The sequence below is a fragment of the Streptomyces sp. cmx-18-6 genome (assembly GCF_046548915.1).
Taxonomy (GTDB): domain Bacteria; phylum Actinomycetota; class Actinomycetes; order Streptomycetales; family Streptomycetaceae; genus Streptomyces.
This window is the reverse complement of sequence record NZ_JAEBEP010000009.1, coordinates 146,341-164,396: the sequence shown is the minus strand read 5'-3', so window position 1 is coordinate 164,396 and position 18,056 is coordinate 146,341. Positions and strand designations below refer to the sequence as shown.

Below are 18,056 nucleotides of genomic sequence, written 5' to 3'. Positions count from 1 at the left end.
GACCCTGGTGAAGAAGACGGTTTCGCGTCTCGCGGACGGCCGTGAGCTGATCTATTACGACTCCGACGACGGAGCCGTCCGCGACGCCGTCGACCTGCGCCCGTTGGACACCGTGTCGACCTCGTCGGAGATCCGCCGCGACCCGCTGCTCGGTGACGCGGTCGCCGTCGCCTCGCACCGCCAGGCCCGCACCTACCACCCCCCGGCCGACGCCTGCCCGCTCTGCCCCAGCCGGGACGGCCGCCTCAGCGAGATCCCCGACGACCACTACGACGTCGCCGTCTTCGAGAACCGCTTCCCCTCCCTCGCCGGGGACTCCGGACGCTGCGAGGTCGTCTGCTTCACCTCCGACCACGACGCGTCCTTCGCCGGCCTCACCGAGGAGCAGGCCGCACTGGTCCTCGCCGCCTGGACCGACCGCACCGCCGCCCTGGCCGCACTCGACCAGGTCACCCAGGTCTTCTGCTTCGAGAACCGGGGCGCGGAGATCGGCGTCACCCTCGGCCACCCGCACGGCCAGATCTACGGCTACCCCTTCGTCACCCCCCGCACCGAGCTGATGCTCGCCTCGGCCGCCCGCCACCGCGCGGAGACCGGCTCCAACCTCTTCGACGACGTGGTCGCCCGCGAGGAGAAGGACGGCGTCCGCGTCGTCCTCGCCGCCGACCACTGGATCGCCTACGTCCCGTACGCCGCCCACTGGCCCTACGAGGTGCACCTCCACCCCCGCCGCCGCGTCCCGGACCTGCGGGAGCTGGACGAGGCCGCGCGGGCGGAGTTCCCACAGGTCTATCTGGAACTCTTGAAGCGCTTCGACCGGATCTTCGGACCCGGCGAGCCGCCGACCCCGTACATCTCCGCCTGGCACCAGGCGCCGTTCGGGGTCCCCGGCCGGGAGGACTTCGCGCTGCATCTGGAGCTTTTCACCATTCGCCGGACCTCCGGCAAGCTGAAGTTCCTCGCGGGCTCCGAATCCGGTATGAGCGTCTTCATCAACGATGTGCCGCCGGAGGCCGCGGCCCAGCGACTGCGAGAGGTAGCGAGCGAGTGAGCAACCCCGAGAGCGTGAGCGAGCCCGAGCGAGTGAGCAAGCCCGAGAGCGTGAGCGAGCCCGAGCGAGTGAGCGGCCCCGAGACCGCCGGCAACCCCCGGAACGCCGGCGGACCCCGGAAGAAGTACCTGGTCACCGGCGGTGCCGGATACGTCGGCAGCGTGGTCGCCCAGCACCTGCTGGAGGCCGGGCACGCCGTGACCGTGCTGGACGACCTCTCCACCGGCTTCCGCGAGGGCGTCCCGGCCGGCGCGGTCTTCGTCGAGGGCCGCATCCAGGACGCCGCCCGCCACCTGGACCCCTCCTTCGACGGCGTCCTCCACTTCGCCGCGTACTCCCAGGTCGGCGAATCCGTCACCGACCCCGAGAAGTACTGGGTCAACAACGTCGGCGGCACGATCGCCCTCCTCGCCGCGATGCGCGAACACGGCGTGCGCACCCTCGTCTTCTCCTCCACCGCCGCCACCTACGGCGAACCGGTCTCCAGCCCCATCACCGAGACCGCCCCCACCGCCCCCACCAGCCCCTACGGCGCTTCCAAGCTCGCCGTCGACCACATGATCAGCGGCGAGGCGACCGCCCACGGCCTGGCCGCCGTCTCGCTGCGCTACTTCAACGTGGCGGGTGCGTACGGCAGTTGCGGCGAACGCCACACGCCCGAGTCCCACCTCATCCCGCTCGTCCTCCAAGTGGCCCTGGGCAAACGGGAGTCGATCTCCGTCTACGGCGACGACTACCCCACCCCGGACGGCACCTGCGTCCGCGACTACATCCATGTCGCCGACCTCGCCGAGGCCCACCTCCTCGCCCTGGACGCCGCCGCCCCCGGCGAGCACCTCATCTGCAACCTCGGCAACGGCAACGGCTTCTCCGTACGCGAAGTCGTCGAGACCGTCCGCAAGGTCACCGGCCACCCGGTCCCCGAGACCCCGTCCCCGCGCCGAGCTGGCGACCCGGCCGTCCTCGTCGCCTCCGCCGCCACCGCCACCGAACGCCTGGGCTGGCAGCCGACCCGCGCCGACCTGGCCGGAATCGTCGCGGACGCCTGGGAGTTCGCCCGCCGACAGGAGTCCAGCACCCCATGACCGAGACCGCCGAACAGGCCGTGACCGCCGGGCAGGCCGGGGCCCCCGGCTCCGCTGACTCCGCCGGACAGGCCGGGACCGCCGGACGGGCCTGGGCCTCCAACTCCGCCGGGACCGACCCCGCCGGACAGGCCGGGGCCGACCCCGCCGTCACCTTCACCGAGCTGTACGGGAGCGAGCCCGCGGGCATCTGGGCCGCACCCGGACGAGTGAACCTCATCGGGGAGTACACCGACTTCAACGACGGCTTCGTCATGCCGCTCGCCCTCCCGCACACCGCCCGCGCCGCCGTGTCGCCCCGCAAGGACGGCACCCTGCGCCTGTACTCCTCCGACGTGCCAGGCGGCGTCGTCTCCCTGCGCGTCGACGAGCTGGCCCCGCACTCCGGCCACGGCTGGGCCGCCTACCCGGCCGGTGTCGTGTGGGCGCTGCGCGAGGCCGGGCACCTTGTCACCGGCGCGGACATCGCCCTGACCTCCACCGTCCCCACCGGCGCGGGGCTCTCCTCCTCCGCCGCCCTCGAAGTCGTCACCGCGCTCGCCCTCAACGACCTCTTCCAACTCGGCCTGAGCGGACCCGAACTCGCCGTCGTCGGCCGCCGCGCCGAGAACGACTTCGTCGGCGTGCCCTGCGGGATCATGGACCAGATGGCCTCGGCCTGCTGCACCGAGGGCCACGCCCTGCACCTGGACACCCGCGACCTCACCGTGCGCCAGGTCCCCTTCGACCTGGCCGCCCAGGGCCTGACGCTCCTGGTCGTGGACACCCGGGTCAAGCACGCGCTGGGCGACGGGGCGTACGCGGAACGGAGGGCCGGCTGCGAGGAGGGCGCCCGGCTCCTGGGGATACCCACCCTGCGCGACCTCCCGTACGAGAGGCTCGGCGCGGCCCTGGCCACCCTCGCGGACGCCGGGGCCGACGAGTCCGTCATCCGTTACGTGACCCATGTCGTCGGCGACAACCGCCGGGTCGAGCAGGTCATCGCGCTGCTCGACGCGGGCGACGCAAGGGCGGCGGGCCCGGTCCTGAACGAGGGCCACCGCTCGCTCCGCGACGATCTGCGGGTCTCCTGCGTCGAGTTGGACCTCGCGGTCGCGGCAGCGGGGGAGGCCGGGGCGCTCGGGGCGCGGATGACCGGGGGCGGCTTCGGCGGCTCCGCGATCGTGCTGGTGGAGGAAGCGGCGGCGGGCGCGGTGGCCGAGGCCGTCACGAAGGCGTTCGCCGGGGCGGGACACGCGGCCCCTGGCGTCTTCGCCGCCGCACCCTCGGCCGGCGCCCGCCGCCTGCGCTGAACTGCCCTACGCGCAAAGGTCGTTCAGAGCTGCTTAGCGAGGATGAACTCGGTGACGCCGGGCGGGTAGTCCTCGACCCGGCCGATCTCCTCGTACCCCTGCTTCCGGTAGAAGTCCGGGGCCTGGAAGTCCCAGGTCTCCAGCCGGGAGCGGGTGCAGTCCCGCTCCGTGCGGGCCACCCGCTCGGCCTCGGCGAGCAGTTGGGACCCGAGGCCGCGGGAGCGGTGGCGGGTGTCGACCCAGAGCAGTTCGACATGGAGCCAGTACGCCCAGGTCCGCCCGGTCAGCCCGCCGGTGACGCCGCCTTGCTCGTCCAACGCCCAGACCTCCAGCGGGACTTCGTTCTCGGCGGAGGTGGAGAGCAGTGCGCGCAGCCCGGCCGATGTCGCCCTGTTGTCGTCGCGTAGACGCCCGCTCAGCAGAATTCGACGTTCTTTGTCCACTTCTGTCACAAGACGAAACATGAACCCCACCCTAAACGCCTCGCACGGTCAGTTCCGTGAATCGCCTCCCCCCTCCGGCCCCCGCCCGTACGCTGATCCCAGCGCCGGTGGGGGCCGGTGCTGAATCAGGGGGCGAGAGAGTCGGGTACGGCGGCCCGGGGCAGGGTGGCAGGCGGTGCATACGACGGCGGTCGGAGCACCACGGGCCACCCGGAAGGCTCCGGACGCCGTACCCGCAGTTGTCCGTTCCCGCTGATGGGGGTGTCTGTGGCTCGAATCCGGGTTCTGGTGGTCGACGACCATCGTATCTTCGCCGAGTCGCTCGCGGCGGCCCTCGCGGCCGAACCGGACGTGGACGTGGCGGCGGCGGGCAGCGGCCCGGCCGCACTGCGCGCCCTGGAGCGCGCGGCCGCCGAGGGTCGTGCGTACGACGTGATCCTGGTCGACGCCGAACTGGGTGCCCAGTCCCACGGCGGCGTACACGCGGTGGGCGGCCAGCCCCCCGGCGGTGTGCACGCTACGAGCGGCCAGTCCCACGGCGGCGTGCACGCGGTGGGCGGCGGTGTCCAGGCCGGGGGCGGCGTCCCGACGACGAACGGCGTCCCGACGACGAACGGCGTCCAGCCCCCGACGGTCGGCGGCGTCCAGCCCCCGGCGGTCGGCGGGCTCCCGGCGGTCCCCGCGCCCCGGCAGGAGGGCGCGGGTCTCGTCGACGGCATCTCGCTGGTCGCCGGGGTCCGCGCGACCCGGCCCGCCGTCCGCTCGGTGGTGCTCGCGGAGCGGGACGACCCGCGCTCCGCCGCCCGGGCGCTCCAGGCGGGGGCGTCGGGATGGGTCGCCAAGGACTGCTCGCTGCAACGGCTGCTCACGGTGGTACGGGGGGTGCTGCGGGACGAGACGCATCTCCCGCCGGCCCTGCTGACGGGCGTCCTGCGGGAGTTGACCGCCGCCCGCAAGCACCGCACCGAGAGCGAGCAGCTGGTGGAGTCCCTGACACCCCGCGAACGCGAGGTGCTGCGCTGCATGGTGGCCGGGCTCGGCAGGAAGGCGGTCGCGGAGCGGCTGTTCCTCTCCCCGCACACGGTGCGCACGCATATGCAGAACGTCCTGGGCAAGCTCGGGGTGCACTCGACGCTCGCCGCCGTGGCGCTGGCCCGGCGGGCCGGGGTGGGCCCGGCGGAGCCCGTAACGGCTGTGCTACCCGGGGATGTTGTCGAACGGGGCAGTCAACTGGCGTAGCAGGCCCGCCAGTTCGCCGCGCTGGTGGCGGGAGAGCTCACCGAGGATGGCCCGCTCCTGGGCGAGCAGCCCGGCCAGCGACTGGTCGGCCTTGTCGCGCCCCTCGGCGGTCAGCCGGACGAGGACGCCGCGCCGGTCGCTGGGGTCGGGCAGCCGCTCGACCAGGTTCTTCTTGGTGAGGCGGTCGATGCGGTTGGTCATCGTGCCGGAGGTGACCAGGGTCTGGGTGAGCAGTTGCCCGGGGGAGAGCTGATACGGGGGGCCGGCCCGGCGGAGCGAGGTCAGCACGTCGAACTCCCACGGCTCCAAGTGGTGCTCGGCGAACGCTATCCGGCGGGCCCGGTCGAGGTGGCGTGCCAGACGGGAGACGCGACTGAGCACCTCGAGTGGTTCCACGTCGAGGTCGGGGCGCTCTCGGCGCCATGCTGCGACCAGTCGGTCGACCTCGTCCTCCATGTGGATCAGTGTAGAGGGTCTGTCGACGTGAAGTCTCTTGAATTCAAGTGTCTTGACATCAAGAGATTGTGGGCGTGATCCTGATCCCCATGACGCCCGTGACCGAACCCACCTGGGATCCGCGGCAGTACCTGCGCCACGCGGACCACCGCACCCGCCCTTTCCGCGACCTCCTGGCCCGGATCGACGACCTCCCCGACGCCGACGCCGACGCCAGCGCCGACACCGATGCCCCCGGTCTCCCCGACGCCCCCGGCCGCCCCGGCCCCCGTATCGCCGACCTCGGCTGCGGCGCAGGCAACGTCACCGTCCTCCTCGCGGACCGCTGGCCCACCGCCCGTATCACCGGCTACGACACCTCCCCGCAGATGCTCGCCGAGGCCGCCGCCCACGCCCGGCCGCCCCTGCTCGACTTCGCGGAGGCCGACGCCGCCACCTGGACGCCCCCCGAGACGTACGGCCTGATCGTCTCCACCTCCGCGCTCCAGTGGATCCCCGGCCACGCCGACTGCTTCCCCCGCTGGCTCGACGCCCTCGCCCCCGGCGGCGCCCTCGCCTTCCAGGTCCCCGGCAACTTCACCGCCCCCAGCCACACGCTCCTGGCCGACCTCCGCGCCTCCGACCGCTGGCGCGCCCGCCTCCACGGGACCGGCGACCGCACCGCCTCCGTCCTGGAGCCGACCGACTACCTCACCCGCCTCCGCGACCTGGGCTGCACGGCGGACGTCTGGGAGACCACCTACCTCCAGACCCTCCAGGGCGAGGACGCCGTCCTCGACTGGGTCAAGGGCACCGCTCTGCGCCCCGTCCTCACCGCCCTGGCCGACGACCCCGAGGCCCGCGACGCGTTCGTCGCCGAATACCGCGACCTGCTCCGCGAGGCGTATCCGCCGGGCCCGTACGGCACGGTCTTCCCGTTCCGCCGCATCTTCGCGGTCGCCCGCAAGGAGAAGTGACGACCGCTCCTACAGCTCCTTGAGCGCGTCCGCCGAGATGTCGAGGTCCACCGGGAACGGCACCCCCGTCTTCAGCCGGTCGTGGTGGATGCCGGTCAGCGCGTACGCCTTCGTCACCGGGTCCAGCTCGTAGACCCGCACCACCGGGTGCTGGTCGGTGCCCGTCATCTCCACCAGCCAGAAGTGCGGGATGCCGGCGGTCGCGTACTTGTGGGGCTTGGTCTCACGGTCGCGGGCCTCGGAGTCGGGGGAGACGACCTCGACGGCGAGGAGGACGTCGGCGGCCTTGAAATGCGTCTGTTCAAGGCCGGTGGTGGCCGAAGACTTGACGATGGACACATCGGGTTCTGGACCGTTGCGCTGGTCCAGAACCACCGTCATCGCACGCTCCACCTTCACATCGGCCGGAGCGATACTGCGCAGGGCATTCACCAACAGGTCGATCGTCTTTTGGTGAAAACGTCGCTGCGGACTCACGAAAACCAGGCTCCCGTCGATCAGCTCTGTGTGCGGCGGGAGATCGGGCAGCGTGAACAGATCGTCCACGGTGTATCCGTCCTGCGGGGGCACCGGCCAGCGGGAGCTGTGCGCGGTGGTCGGCTCGGCGGTCATGGTTCCTCCCATGGACGAATCCTCTGCCCTCCCGACCACACTACGGCGGGAAATCCGCACACATCATCACAACGGGTGACGGCGTGCGGAAGGGTTACGCGGTCAGCTCTTCCGGTGCCCTATCAGCCGCGGTTTCGCCTCCAGGTTCTCCAGCCCGTGCCAGCACAGGTTCACCAGGTGCGCCGCGACCTCCGCCTTCTTCGGCTTGCGGACGTCCAGCCACCACTGGCCCGTCAGCGCCACCATCCCCACCAGCGCCTGCGCGTACAGCGGGGCCAGCTTCGGGTCGAAGCCGCGGGCCTTGAACTCCAGGCCCAGGATGTCCTCCACCTGCGTGGCGATATCGCTGATCAGCGACGCGAACGTGCCCGTCGACTGCGCCACCGGCGAATCCCGCACCAGGATCCGGAACCCGTCCGTGTACGACTCGATGTAGTCGAGCAGCGCGAACGCCGCCTGCTCCAGCAGCTCACGCGGATGGCCCGCCGTCAGCGCCCCCGTCACCATGTCCAGCAACTGGCGCATCTCACGGTCCACCACGACCGCGTACAGGCCCTCCTTGCCGCCGAAGTGCTCGTACACCACCGGCTTGGACACCCCGGCGCGGGCCGCGATCTCCTCCACCGACGTGCCCTCGAAACCCTTGTCGGCGAACAGGGCGCGGCCGATGTCCAAGAGCTGCTCGCGGCGCTCCTTGCCGGTCATCCGGACCCGCCGGGTCCGCCGGGACGGGGAAGGTCTGCTCTTCTCGCTGCTCGTGCTGGGATCGGTCGCCACGTCGTCAATCATGCCGCGTCGGCCGGTACGGACGTGCGCCGGGCATCGATACGGTCCGCATCCGGCCACCGCACGTCGTACGCCCAGCCCAGCTGCTCGAACCAGCGGATCAGCCGGGCGCTGGAGTCGATCTGCCCCTTCATCACGCCGTGCCGCGCGCTCGTCGGGTCCGCGTGGTGCAGGTTGTGCCACGACTCGCCGCACGACAGCACCGCCAGCCACCACACGTTGCCCGAACGGTCACGGGACTTGAACGGGCGCTTGCCGACCGCGTGGCAGATCGAGTTGATCGACCACGTCACGTGGTGCAGCAGCGCCACCCGTACCAGCGAACCCCAGAAGAACGCCGTCGCCGCACCCCACCACGACATCGTCACCAGACCGCCCACCAGCGGCGGAATCGCCAGCGAGACGATCGTGAAGGAGAGGAAGTGGCGCGAGATGCCCCGGATCGCCGGGTCCTTGATCAGATCGGGGGCGTACTTCTGCTGCGGCGTCTGCTCCTCGTCGAACATCCATGCGATGTGCGCCCACCACAGCCCCTTCATCAGGGCCGGCAGGCTCTCCCCGAACCGCCACGGCGAATGCGGATCGCCCTCCGCGTCCGAGAACCGGTGGTGCTTGCGGTGATCGGCCACCCACCGCACGAGGGGCCCCTCCACCGCCAGCGAACCCATCACAGCCAGCGCGATCCGCAACGGACGCTTCGCCTTGAACGAACCGTGCGTGAAATACCGGTGGAAACCGATCGTGATGCCGTGGCAGCCGATGAAGTACATCGCCACCATCAGCCCCATGTCGAGCCAGCTCACCCCCCAGCCCCACGCCAGCGGAACCGCCGCCACCAGGGCCACGAACGGCACCACGATGAACGCCAGCAGCGCGAACTGCTCGATCGACCTCTTCTTGTCCCCGCCGAGCGTGGCGGGCGGCAGGCCGGAGGCGGCGGCCGGAGTGGATGGGTCGCTCGCGTCGATCACATCGGACGTGGACGGCGTGGACGGCATAGGGGAATCCCCCGGAGGGTGAGGAAGCTGTACTCGGACGGCCGTGGCTACGGTTCCGTAACCTACGGCTTGGTAAGTATGACAGTGACGGGCCCCACAACACGAGAAGCCGGTCCAGCCCGTCACCCGCGGTACCCCACGCCCTTGGCGGGGTAGGGCACCCCGTGCCGACGGAGTTCGTCTACCCCTGCCAGGGCAGCGGACACGCCGGAGGCGACGACACCTATCCTGGAAGGGTCGGACAGCGCGGTCCGCACCCGCTCGTCGGGGCGTGGCGACAGCACCGCTGCCTGCCGCAGGGCCCCTGACCCCGCCCACGCGTCCTCCCACCGCCACCGTCACCGGGAGGAAACGCCGAAGCGACGCACCTCCTCATTCACTGCAAGGAGCCGCACACTGTGAGCAGTGCCGACCAGACCCCCGCCGCCAGCCCCGAGCTGCGCGCCGACATCCGCCGCCTCGGCGACCTCCTCGGCGAAACCCTCGTACGCCAGGAAGGCCAGGAACTCCTCGACCTCGTCGAGCGGGTACGCGCCCTGACCCGCACGGACGGCGAAGCGGCGGCCGAACTCCTCGGCGACACCGACCTGGAGACCGCCGCACAGCTCGTCCGCGCCTTCTCCACCTACTTCCACCTCGCCAACGTCACCGAGCAGGTCCACCGCGCCCACGAGATGCGCGACCGCCGCGCCGCCGAAGGCGGACTCCTGGCCCGCACCGCCGACCGGCTCAAGGACGCCGACCCCGAGCACCTGCGCGCCACCGTCAAGAACCTGAACGTACGGCCCGTCTTCACCGCACACCCCACCGAAGCCGCCCGCCGCTCGGTCCTCAACAAGCTCCGCCGCATCGCCGAGCTCCTGGAGACCCCGGTCATCGAGGCCGACCGCCGCCGCCACGACCTCCGGCTCGCCGAGAACATCGACCTCATCTGGCAGACCGACGAACTCCGCGTCGTCCGCCCGGAGCCCGCCGACGAGGCCCGCAACGCCATCTACTACCTGGACGAACTCCACGCCAACGCCGTGGGCGACGTCCTCGAGGACCTGGCCGCCGAACTGGAGCGCGTCGGCGTCGAACTCCCCGCCGGCACCCGCCCCCTCACCTTCGGCACCTGGATCGGCGGCGACCGCGACGGCAACCCCAACGTGACCCCCGCCGTCACCTGGGACGTCCTGATCCTCCAGCACGAACACGGCATCACCGACGCACTCGAACTCATCGACTACCTGCGCGGCCTGCTCTCCAACTCCATCCGCTACACCGGAGCCACCGACGAGCTCCTCACCTCCCTCCAGGCCGACCTGGAGCGCCTCCCCGAGATCAGCCCCCGCTACAAGCGGCTGAACGCCGAGGAGCCCTACCGCCTCAAGGCCACCTGCATCCGCCAGAAGCTCGTCAACACCCGCGAGCGCCTCGCCAAGGGCACCCCCCACCGCCCCGGCTGCGACTACCTCGGCACCTCCGAGCTCATCGCCGACCTGGCCCTCATCCAGACCTCCCTGCGCGAACACCGCGGCGGCCTCTTCGCGGACGGCCGCATGGACCGCACCATCCGCACGCTCGCCGCCTTCGGCCTCCAGCTCGCCACCATGGACGTACGCGAACACGCCGACGCCCACCACCACGCGCTCGGCCAGCTCTTCGACCGCCTCGGCGAGGAGTCCTGGCGCTACGCCGACATGCCCCGCGACTACCGGCAGAAGCTCCTCGCCAAGGAACTCCGCTCCCGCCGGCCCCTCGCGCCCACCCCCGCCCCGCTCGACGCGGACGGCGAGAAGACCCTCGGCGTCTTCCACACCATCAAGGAAGCCTTCGAACGCTTCGGCCCCGAAGTCATCGAGTCCTACATCATCTCCATGTGCCAGGGCGCCGACGACGTCTTCGCCGCCGCCGTCCTCGCCCGCGAGGCCGGACTCCTCGACCTCCACGCCGGCTGGGCCAAGATCGGCATCGTCCCGCTCCTGGAGACCACCGACGAGCTCAAGGCCGCCGACGTCATCCTCGACGCCATGCTCGCCGACCCCTCCTACCGCCGCCTCGTGTCCCTGCGCGGCGACGTCCAGGAGGTCATGCTCGGCTACAGCGACTCCTCCAAGTTCGGCGGCATCACCACCTCCCAGTGGGAGATCCACCGCGCCCAGCGCCGACTGCGCGACGTCGCCCACCGCTACGGCGTACGCCTGCGCCTCTTCCACGGCCGCGGCGGCACCGTCGGCCGCGGCGGCGGCCCCTCCCACGACGCGATCCTCGCCCAGCCCTGGGGCACGCTGGAGGGCGAGATCAAGGTGACCGAACAGGGCGAGGTCATCTCCGACAAGTACCTCATCCCCGCCCTCGCCCGCGAGAACCTGGAACTGACCGTCGCGGCCACCCTCCAGGCATCCGCCCTGCACACCGCGCCCCGCCAGTCCGACGAAGCCCTCGCCCGCTGGGACGCGGCCATGGACACCGTCTCCGACGCCGCCCACAGCGCCTACCGCAAGCTCGTCGAGGACCCCGACCTCCCCTCCTACTTCCTCGCCTCCACCCCCGTGGACCAGCTCGCCGACCTGCACCTGGGCTCGCGGCCCTCCCGCCGCCCCGGCTCGGGCGTCTCCCTCGACGGCCTGCGGGCCATCCCGTGGGTCTTCGGCTGGACCCAGTCACGGCAGATCGTGCCCGGCTGGTACGGCGTCGGCTCCGGCCTCAAGGCTCTGCGCGAAGCCGGACTCGACACCGTCCTCGACGAGATGCACGAGCACTGGCACTTCTTCCGCAACTTCCTCTCCAACGTGGAGATGACGCTCGCCAAGACCGACCTGCGCATCGCCCGGCACTACGTCGACACGCTCGTCCCCGACGAGCTCAAGCACGTCTTCGACGCCATCGAGGCCGAGCACGCGCTCACCGTCAGGGAAGTCCTCAAGGTCACCGGCTCCACCGAACTGCTCGGCACCAGCCCGGCGCTCCAGCAGACCTTCGCCATCCGCGACGCCTACCTCGACCCGATCAGCTACCTCCAGGTCTCACTGCTCGCCCGCCAGCGCCAAGCCGCCGAAAGCGGCGAAGAGCCCGACCCGCTCCTCGCCCGCGCCCTGCTGCTCACCGTCAACGGCGTCGCGGCGGGCCTGCGCAACACGGGCTGAGTACCGCGTAAAGGAAAGCAACACCGGCCGAGTGTCGCGTAAGGAGAGCAACACCGGCTGAGTGCCGCGTAAGGAGAGCAACACCGGCCGAGTGCCGCGTAGGGGAAAGCAACACCGGCCGAGTACCGCGTAAGGAAAGGGGCGGCCCTGCTACAGCGCGACGAACGTCGCCACCAGCAGGGTCGCCCCCGCCGTTCCGACCCCCCACGCCGTACGCGTCATCCGCAGCCCGCCGCCGATCACGAACCCGGCCAGCACCATCGCCCCGCCGAGCGGCATCCAGGCATGCAGAAAGCCCGGCGCCCCGGTGCGCACCACCGCATCGGTACCGGGCTTCACCACCACCGGAATCCGGTCGCCCTTCTCCGCCGCGACCGACCGCTCCACCGTCACCCGCGCCCGAGCCGGCGAAGCGGCGTCCGGCTCGTACCGGCCGGTGCAGGTCTCCCGACCGCACTCCGTCACCGTCAGCGTGCCGTGCTCGCGCCCCTTGGCCAGCACGACATGGTGCGCGGTGGCCCACGACGACCACACCCCCGCGACCAGCAGCACCAGGGCCACCAGCCCCATCACCGTCCGGCGGCCCACGAGCGCCGCACGCTGGGAAGAGCTCCGCTTCATGGGGGCAGATCCTTGGCCAGAGCACAGCCCCCGGTCAACCTGTGGCCGGAAAACACCCCACCAGGGGCAGGAATGTCAGGAGTTGTACGCGCTCTGCGCCCGCTCCAACCCCTCCGCCAGCAGACACTCCACCGCATCCGCCGCCCGGTCCACCAGGAACGCCAGCTCCTTGCGCTCCACCGAACCGAAATCCTTCAGCACGAAATCCGCGACCTGCATCCGCCCGGGCGGCCGCCCGATCCCGAACCGCACCCGGTGATAGTCCGGACCCATCGCCTTCGTCATCGACTTCAGCCCGTTGTGCCCGTTGTCCCCGCCGCCCAGCTTCAGCCGCAGCATCCCGTAATCGATGTCCAGCTCGTCATGCACCGCCACCACATGATCAGTCGGCACCTTGTAGAAGTCCCGCAACGCCGTCACCGGGCCACCCGACAGATTCATGTACGACATCGGCTTCGCCAGAACCACCCGCCGGCTCCCCGGACCCGGCGGACCGATCCGCCCCTCCACCACCTGCGCCTGCGCCTTCTGCGCCCGCTTGAACTTCCCGCCGATCCGCTCGGCCAGCAGATCGGCCGTCATGAACCCGACGTTGTGCCGGTTCGCCGCGTACTCGGGGCCGGGATTGCCGAGGCCCACGATGAGCCAGGGGTCGGTGGCGTCGGACATCAGCGCTCGGTCTCCTCATATGCGGGGGCACAGGCCGTACGCGGGGCACGGATCGTCTGCGGGGCTCACAGCCGAAACGGGGCGGCGGCTCCCCCGGAAGGGAACCACCACCCCGTCAGTCAAGCAGGTGGAACGTCGTGCAAGCAGTGGAACGGGAACGGCGAGGATCAGACCTCGGCGGTCTCGGCCTCACCGGCGTCCGCGGCCGGCTCCTCGGCCTGCGCGGCGACGACCTGGATCACGATGGCGTCCTCGTCACCGGCGAGCACGGAGCCCTTCGGCAGCGGGATGTCCTTGGCGGCGATCGAGTCACCGGCGTCCAGGCCCGCGACGGAGACCGTCACGGACTCGGGGATGTGGGTGGCCTCGGCCTCGACGAGCAGCGTGTTCAGCACGAACTCCAGCAGGTTGGCGCCCGGCGCCAGGTCGCCCTCGGCGTGCACCGCGATCTCGACGTTGACCTTCTCGCCGCGCTTCACGGTCAGCAGGTCGACGTGCTCGATGGTGCCCTTGAGGGGGTGACGCTGCACGGCCTTCGGGATGACCAGCGTGTCCTTGCCGTCGATCTCCAGACCGATCAGCACGTTGGCCGTACGCAGCGCGAGCTGCAGCTCGTGACCCGGCAGCGTGATGTGGACCGACTCGGCGCCGTGGCCGTAGATGACCGCGGGGACCTGGTTGGCACGACGGGTACGGCGGGCAGCGCCCTTGCCGAACTCGGTACGGACCTCAGCGGCGAGCTTGATCTCAGCCATGGTTGCACTCCTCGTCAGGTGACGGAACCGTCGACATACGGAACACGAACGGTCACCCGGCCCACGACTGGGCTGCTACGAAGAGCGCGTCGATAACGGACCGCCGTACACAGGGGTACGGCCTCCCTCGCCGAGCAACTCGCTGAGTCTACCCGGCGGGGAGGCCGTACCCCAAAGTGGATCAACGCAGGGCCATGGGGCCCGCTGTCAGCACTGCCGTCAGCCCTGCTCCTCGAAGAGGCTCGTCACCGAACCGTCCTCGAACACCTCACGCACCGCACGCGCGATCGTCGGCGCGATCGACAGCACCGTGATCTTGTCCAGCTCCAGCTCACCCGGGGTCGGCAGCGTGTCCGTGAACACGAACTCGCTCACCTTCGAGTTCTTCAGCCGGTCCGCCGCCGGACCCGACAGCACACCGTGCGTCGCCGTCACGATGACGTCCTCCGCACCGTGCGCGAACAGCGCGTCCGCGGCGGCGCAGATCGTGCCACCCGTGTCGATCATGTCGTCGACCAGCACGCACACCCGGCCCTCGACGTTGCCCACGACCTCGTGGACGGAGACCTGGTTCGGCACGTCCTTGTCACGGCGCTTGTGCACGATCGCCAGCGGCGCGTCCAGCCGGTCGCACCAGCGGTCGGCGACCCGCACCCGGCCCGCGTCGGGCGACACGATCGTCAGCTTGGAACGGTCGACCTTCGCGCCCACGTAGTCCGCCAGGATCGGCAGCGCGAACAGGTGGTCCACCGGGCCGTCGAAGAAGCCCTGGATCTGGTCCGTGTGCAGATCGACGGTGAGGATCCGGTCCGCACCCGCCGTCTTCATCAGGTCCGCGATCAGCCGCGCCGAGATCGGCTCACGGCCACGGTGCTTCTTGTCCTGACGGGCGTACCCGTAGAACGGCACGATCACCGTGATGGAGCGGGCCGACGCGCGCTTCAGCGCGTCCAGCATGATCAACTGCTCCATGATCCACTTGTTGATCGGAGCCGTGTGGCTCTGGATCAGGAAGCAGTCCGCGCCACGTGCCGACTCCTGGAACCGCACATAGATCTCACCGTTGGCGAAATCGAAAGCCTTCGTCGGCACGAGACCGACACCCAGCTGATGTGCGACCTCCTCGGCCAGCTCGGGGTGGGCGCGGCCGGAGAAGAGCATCAGTTTCTTCTCGCCGGTCGTCTTGATCCCGGTCACAGCACAGTCTCCTCAGACATGTATCTGGCGCTGCACGCAGAGGTCCCGATGTGCAACGAGCCAGCCGAAATGGGTGAGCATCTATCACGGTACGCCGTCACCGGCGCACCTGTTTCCGGTCAGCTTTCGCCCGCGGGCTCCTGCGGTGACGCCTGAGCAGCCTGAGCGGCGGCGCTCCCCGGACGCTTCCGGGCGACCCAGCCCTCGATATTCCGCTGCTGGCCCCGCGCCACGGCCAGCGAACCGGCCGGCACGTCCTTCGTGATGACCGACCCGGCGGCGGTGTAGACCCCGTCCCCGACCGTGACGGGCGCCACAAACATATTGTCCGCCCCCGTACGGCAGTGGGAGCCGATCGTCGTGTGGTGCTTGGCGACCCCGTCGTAGTTCACGAAAACGCTCGCCGCGCCGATGTTCGTGTGATCGCCGATCGTCGCGTCGCCGACGTAACTGAGATGCGGGACCTTCGTCCCCTCGCCGACCGTGGTGTTCTTCAACTCCACGTACGTACCGGCCTTCGCCTTCGCCCCCATCCGCGTCCCCGGCCGCAGATACGCGTACGGACCCACCGACGCCCCCGGGCCCACCTCCGCCGAGTCCGTCACCGCGTTGTCGACCCGCGCGCCCGCGTGCACGACCGTGTCCTTGAGCCGCGAGTTCGGCCCCACCTCGCTGTCCTCCGCGAGATGCGTCGTCCCCAGCAGCTGCGTGCCCGGGTGCACGAGAGCGTCACGCTCGTACGTCACCGTCGCGTCGATCAACGTGGACGCCGGGTCCACGATCGTCACGCCCGCGAGCATCGCCCGCTCCAACAGCCGCTCGTTCAGCAGCCGGCGCGCCTCGGCGAGCTGGAGCCGGTTGTTGATGCCGAGGATCTCCCGGTGGTCGCCCGCCACGGACGCCCCGACCCGGTGCCCCGCCTCGCGCAGGATGGACAGCACATCGGTGAGGTACTCCTCGCCCTGGCTGTTGTCGGTGCGCACCTTGCCGAGCGCGTCGGCCAGGAGCGACCCGTCGAACGCGAACACCCCGGAGTTGATCTCCGAGATCGCCCGCTGCTCGTCGGTGGCGTCCTTGTGCTCGACGATCTCGGTGACCGCGCCGGAGGCCGGGTCGCGCACGATGCGCCCGTAACCGGTGGAGTCCGGGACCTCGGCGGTCAGGACGGTGACCGCGTTGGCGTCGGCGGCGTGGGTGGCGGCGAGCGCGCCGAGCGTCTCGCCGGAGAGCAGCGGGGTGTCGCCGCAGACGACGATGACGGTGCCGTCGACGGACCCGCCGAGCTCTTCGAGCCCCATGCGGACGGCGTGCCCGGTCCCGTTCTGCTCGGCCTGGAAGGCGGTGCGGAGGGGGGCGTAACCGGCGTTCAGGTGGGCGGTGACCTGCTCACTGGCATGGCCGACGACCACGACGAGGTGCTGGGGGTCCAGCTCACGGGCGGCGGCGACGACATGTCCGACGAGCGAGCGCCCGGAGATCTCGTGCAGGACCTTGGGGGTCTTCGACTTCATACGGGTGCCCTCACCCGCTGCGAGGACGACGACGGCTGCCGGGCTGGTTGCGCTCACGGATGTGCCCTTCGGCTTCGGGTGGTGGTCATCCGCAGGATACCGGGGGTGTTTCGGCGCGAAACGGGGGCGGGCCCCGACCGGTGTGGTCGGGGCCCGCGTGCCGAAGCTCCCCCACCAGGATTTGAACCTGGACATACGAGACCAAAACTCGCAGTGCTGCCTGATTACACCATGGGGGACTAATGCCGACTAAACCGGACATCGTGCCGGTTCGCCGGCTCGGCACCCAACACTATGCCGTACCAAGCGCCTTCTACGCGACGATAGAGCTCCGCGCTCTTGGTCACGTAGATGACGAGGCAGCCGCGGTAGGCCGCGCCTGTGTTCTTGCGGTTGGTCTTAGGGGTGTGTTTCTTGAGTGTCGCCTTCATGAAGTCGGCGCGGGGTACCCCTGTCAGTTCGGACCAGAAACGTTCGGCTTCCACGACGTCTGCCGACTCGTGGATGCTGACGCGGAGGTGTAGAGACGTTCATGGGTGACGCCGAGTAGTTCGAGCCAACGCAGGTAGACCTTGATCACGTTGGGGTCGCTGTTGATGAAAAGCAGGCTCTCTCGCCGGCTGTATGACTTGTCCTTCATGCCCTCCGCCCAGTAGAGCGTGACCCCGGCGATGAACAGCTCCCGATCAGAGAGCTCGCCCATGGACTCGCGCGCGGCCCGTTTGGTCTCCAGCCTTTCCTGGTCCTGGCTGGCGCGCAGACCGGCCAGGCCCGCGTTCATCCGTGCGAGACGCTCCTCCTTCGTGTAGCGCGGCTCCGGCTTCGGCAGATCCCGTACCCAGAGGGAGATCGAACTCTTCGAGCACCCCAGCTCCACCTGGATCTGGTCGTAGGTCATGCCCTGGAGGCGCAGCTCCCGTGCCTTCCCCCGCAGGTCGTCCTTGGCGTTCGGGCGCTTTGTCCACTCGGGGGCGGGCTCGCCCTTGAGGAGGCGGTGGAGCATGTCGTTGTTGAAGACCTTCAGTCGGTCCCTGATCTGCCGAACGCTCAGCCCCTCCCGGCGCAGCGCCACCGCCTGGGCGCGTAAGCCCTCGAAGTCGGCGTACTTGCTTGTGGTTTCCGTCATACGGTGATGGTCGTCCGGAATGCGAACGTCCGGGTCGAAAGCGCGGTCGATTCGCCATTTCAGGCGATCGGCGTGTGTTTCGTACTCGTTCGAACGCGGAACGTGCTGTTGCCGGTCACCGGAAAATGGGA

At 70.3% G+C, this 18,056-nt stretch carries 16 protein-coding genes and 1 pseudogene; 6 read left to right on the top strand and 11 right to left on the bottom strand.

The annotated features are described in order from the left end of the window. Positions 1 to 7: 7 nt before the first annotated feature. The 3 genes from galT to galK all read left to right on the top strand — a co-directional run bounded on the left by galT (position 8) and on the right by galK (position 3,428). Positions 8 to 1,051: a galactose-1-phosphate uridylyltransferase gene (gene galT / locus ACLJPL_RS22080; protein ID WP_411082603.1), complete on the top strand. Its 1,044-nt coding sequence runs from the start codon at positions 8 to 10 to the stop codon at positions 1,049 to 1,051. Positions 1,052 to 1,119: 68 nt separating this feature from the next. Beyond that, on the top strand, positions 1,120 to 2,136 hold the full coding sequence (galE, locus tag ACLJPL_RS22075) for a UDP-glucose 4-epimerase GalE (RefSeq protein ID WP_411082758.1): 1,017 nt from the start codon (positions 1,120 to 1,122) through the stop codon (positions 2,134 to 2,136). After that, positions 2,133 to 3,428 carry a galactokinase gene (gene galK / locus ACLJPL_RS22070; RefSeq protein ID WP_411082602.1) on the top strand — a complete coding sequence of 432 codons (1,296 nt, stop codon included), beginning with the start codon at positions 2,133 to 2,135 and terminating at the stop codon, positions 3,426 to 3,428. Before galE ends, galK begins: the two co-directional genes overlap by 4 nt. Positions 3,429 to 3,451: 23 nt before the next feature. On the opposite strand, the gene ACLJPL_RS22065 is transcribed toward galK, so the two are convergent. Then, positions 3,452 to 3,892: a GNAT family N-acetyltransferase gene (locus ACLJPL_RS22065; RefSeq protein ID WP_411082601.1), complete on the bottom strand. Its 441-nt coding sequence runs from the start codon at positions 3,890 to 3,892 to the stop codon at positions 3,452 to 3,454. Positions 3,893 to 4,138: 246 nt separating this feature from the next. Between ACLJPL_RS22065 and ACLJPL_RS22060 the strand changes: the two genes are divergently transcribed. Then, the gene (locus ACLJPL_RS22060; RefSeq protein ID WP_411082600.1) at positions 4,139 to 5,110 is read left to right on the top strand and encodes a LuxR C-terminal-related transcriptional regulator; all 972 of its coding nucleotides are present in this window, start codon (positions 4,139 to 4,141) and stop codon (positions 5,108 to 5,110) included. Here the strand turns inward: ACLJPL_RS22060 and ACLJPL_RS22055 are convergent. Next, positions 5,069 to 5,566 carry a MarR family winged helix-turn-helix transcriptional regulator gene (locus ACLJPL_RS22055; protein ID WP_411082599.1) on the bottom strand — a complete coding sequence of 166 codons (498 nt, stop codon included), beginning with the start codon at positions 5,564 to 5,566 and terminating at the stop codon, positions 5,069 to 5,071. The two genes, ACLJPL_RS22060 and ACLJPL_RS22055, sit on opposite strands and share 42 nt — an antisense overlap. A gap of 89 nt (positions 5,567 to 5,655) precedes the next feature. Between ACLJPL_RS22055 and ACLJPL_RS22050 the strand changes: the two genes are divergently transcribed. Beyond that, the gene (locus tag ACLJPL_RS22050) at positions 5,656 to 6,522 is read left to right on the top strand and encodes a trans-aconitate 2-methyltransferase (protein ID WP_411082598.1); all 867 of its coding nucleotides are present in this window, start codon (positions 5,656 to 5,658) and stop codon (positions 6,520 to 6,522) included. A 9-nt stretch (positions 6,523 to 6,531) separates the two neighbouring features. Here the strand turns inward: ACLJPL_RS22050 and ACLJPL_RS22045 are convergent, their stop codons facing one another. The 3 genes from ACLJPL_RS22045 to ACLJPL_RS22035 all read right to left on the bottom strand — a co-directional run bounded on the left by ACLJPL_RS22045 (position 6,532) and on the right by ACLJPL_RS22035 (position 8,918). Further along, positions 6,532 to 7,134, bottom strand: coding sequence for a Uma2 family endonuclease (locus ACLJPL_RS22045; RefSeq protein ID WP_411082757.1), 603 nt, complete (start codon positions 7,132 to 7,134; stop codon positions 6,532 to 6,534). Between the two features lie 102 nt (positions 7,135 to 7,236). Next, positions 7,237 to 7,923: a TetR family transcriptional regulator gene (locus ACLJPL_RS22040; protein ID WP_411082597.1), complete on the bottom strand. Its 687-nt coding sequence runs from the start codon at positions 7,921 to 7,923 to the stop codon at positions 7,237 to 7,239. Beyond that, a complete protein-coding gene (locus ACLJPL_RS22035) occupies positions 7,920 to 8,918 on the bottom strand; it encodes an acyl-CoA desaturase (RefSeq protein WP_411082596.1) in 999 nt (332 codons plus the stop codon). The genes ACLJPL_RS22040 and ACLJPL_RS22035 overlap by 4 nt, the downstream gene beginning before the upstream one ends. Positions 8,919 to 9,316: 398 nt before the next feature. On the opposite strand from ACLJPL_RS22035, the gene ppc reads away from it, so the two are divergent. Then, the gene (ppc, locus tag ACLJPL_RS22030; protein ID WP_411082595.1) at positions 9,317 to 12,046 is read left to right on the top strand and encodes a phosphoenolpyruvate carboxylase; all 2,730 of its coding nucleotides are present in this window, start codon (positions 9,317 to 9,319) and stop codon (positions 12,044 to 12,046) included. A 150-nt stretch (positions 12,047 to 12,196) separates the two neighbouring features. Here ppc and ACLJPL_RS22025 read toward each other — a convergent pair whose 3' ends face one another. The 6 genes and pseudogenes from ACLJPL_RS22025 to ACLJPL_RS22000 form a co-directional block, all read right to left on the bottom strand. Beyond that, the gene (locus ACLJPL_RS22025; RefSeq protein ID WP_411082594.1) at positions 12,197 to 12,667 is read right to left on the bottom strand and encodes a hypothetical protein; all 471 of its coding nucleotides are present in this window, start codon (positions 12,665 to 12,667) and stop codon (positions 12,197 to 12,199) included. Between the two features lie 75 nt (positions 12,668 to 12,742). After that, positions 12,743 to 13,336 (bottom strand): aminoacyl-tRNA hydrolase, encoded by a 594-nt coding sequence (pth, locus tag ACLJPL_RS22020; RefSeq protein ID WP_411082593.1) that lies wholly within the window; start codon positions 13,334 to 13,336, stop codon positions 12,743 to 12,745. A gap of 167 nt (positions 13,337 to 13,503) precedes the next feature. After that, entirely contained in the window at positions 13,504 to 14,091 is a 588-nt protein-coding gene (locus tag ACLJPL_RS22015) for a 50S ribosomal protein L25/general stress protein Ctc (protein ID WP_411082592.1), read from the bottom strand. Between the two features lie 219 nt (positions 14,092 to 14,310). After that, positions 14,311 to 15,288 (bottom strand): ribose-phosphate diphosphokinase, encoded by a 978-nt coding sequence (locus ACLJPL_RS22010; RefSeq protein ID WP_030568593.1) that lies wholly within the window; start codon positions 15,286 to 15,288, stop codon positions 14,311 to 14,313. Between the two features lie 119 nt (positions 15,289 to 15,407). Then, entirely contained in the window at positions 15,408 to 16,856 is a 1,449-nt protein-coding gene (gene glmU, locus ACLJPL_RS22005) for a bifunctional UDP-N-acetylglucosamine diphosphorylase/glucosamine-1-phosphate N-acetyltransferase GlmU (protein WP_411082591.1), read from the bottom strand. A 182-nt stretch (positions 16,857 to 17,038) separates the two neighbouring features. Beyond that, positions 17,039 to 17,925, bottom strand: a pseudogene (locus ACLJPL_RS22000) (hypothetical protein). Positions 17,926 to 18,056: the final 131 nt, after the last annotated feature.

Bases quoted from the DNA above. Each gene is read 5' to 3' on its own strand.
- galK (WP_411082602.1), top strand. From the start codon at position 2,133: ATGACCGAGACCGCCGAACAGGCCGTGACCGCCGGGCAGGCCGGGGCC.
- ACLJPL_RS22065 (WP_411082601.1), bottom strand. From the start codon at position 3,892: ATGTTTCGTCTTGTGACAGAAGTGGACAAAGAACGTCGAATTCTGCTG.
- ACLJPL_RS22055 (WP_411082599.1), bottom strand. From the start codon at position 5,566: ATGGAGGACGAGGTCGACCGACTGGTCGCAGCATGGCGCCGAGAGCGC.
- ACLJPL_RS22050 (WP_411082598.1), top strand. From the start codon at position 5,656: ATGACGCCCGTGACCGAACCCACCTGGGATCCGCGGCAGTACCTGCGC.
- ACLJPL_RS22045 (WP_411082757.1), bottom strand. From the start codon at position 7,134: ATGACCGCCGAGCCGACCACCGCGCACAGCTCCCGCTGGCCGGTGCCC.
- ACLJPL_RS22040 (WP_411082597.1), bottom strand. From the start codon at position 7,923: ATGATTGACGACGTGGCGACCGATCCCAGCACGAGCAGCGAGAAGAGC.
- ACLJPL_RS22035 (WP_411082596.1), bottom strand. From the start codon at position 8,918: ATGCCGTCCACGCCGTCCACGTCCGATGTGATCGACGCGAGCGACCCA.
- ACLJPL_RS22025 (WP_411082594.1), bottom strand. From the start codon at position 12,667: ATGAAGCGGAGCTCTTCCCAGCGTGCGGCGCTCGTGGGCCGCCGGACG.
- pth (WP_411082593.1), bottom strand. From the start codon at position 13,336: ATGTCCGACGCCACCGACCCCTGGCTCATCGTGGGCCTCGGCAATCCC.
- ACLJPL_RS22015 (WP_411082592.1), bottom strand. From the start codon at position 14,091: ATGGCTGAGATCAAGCTCGCCGCTGAGGTCCGTACCGAGTTCGGCAAG.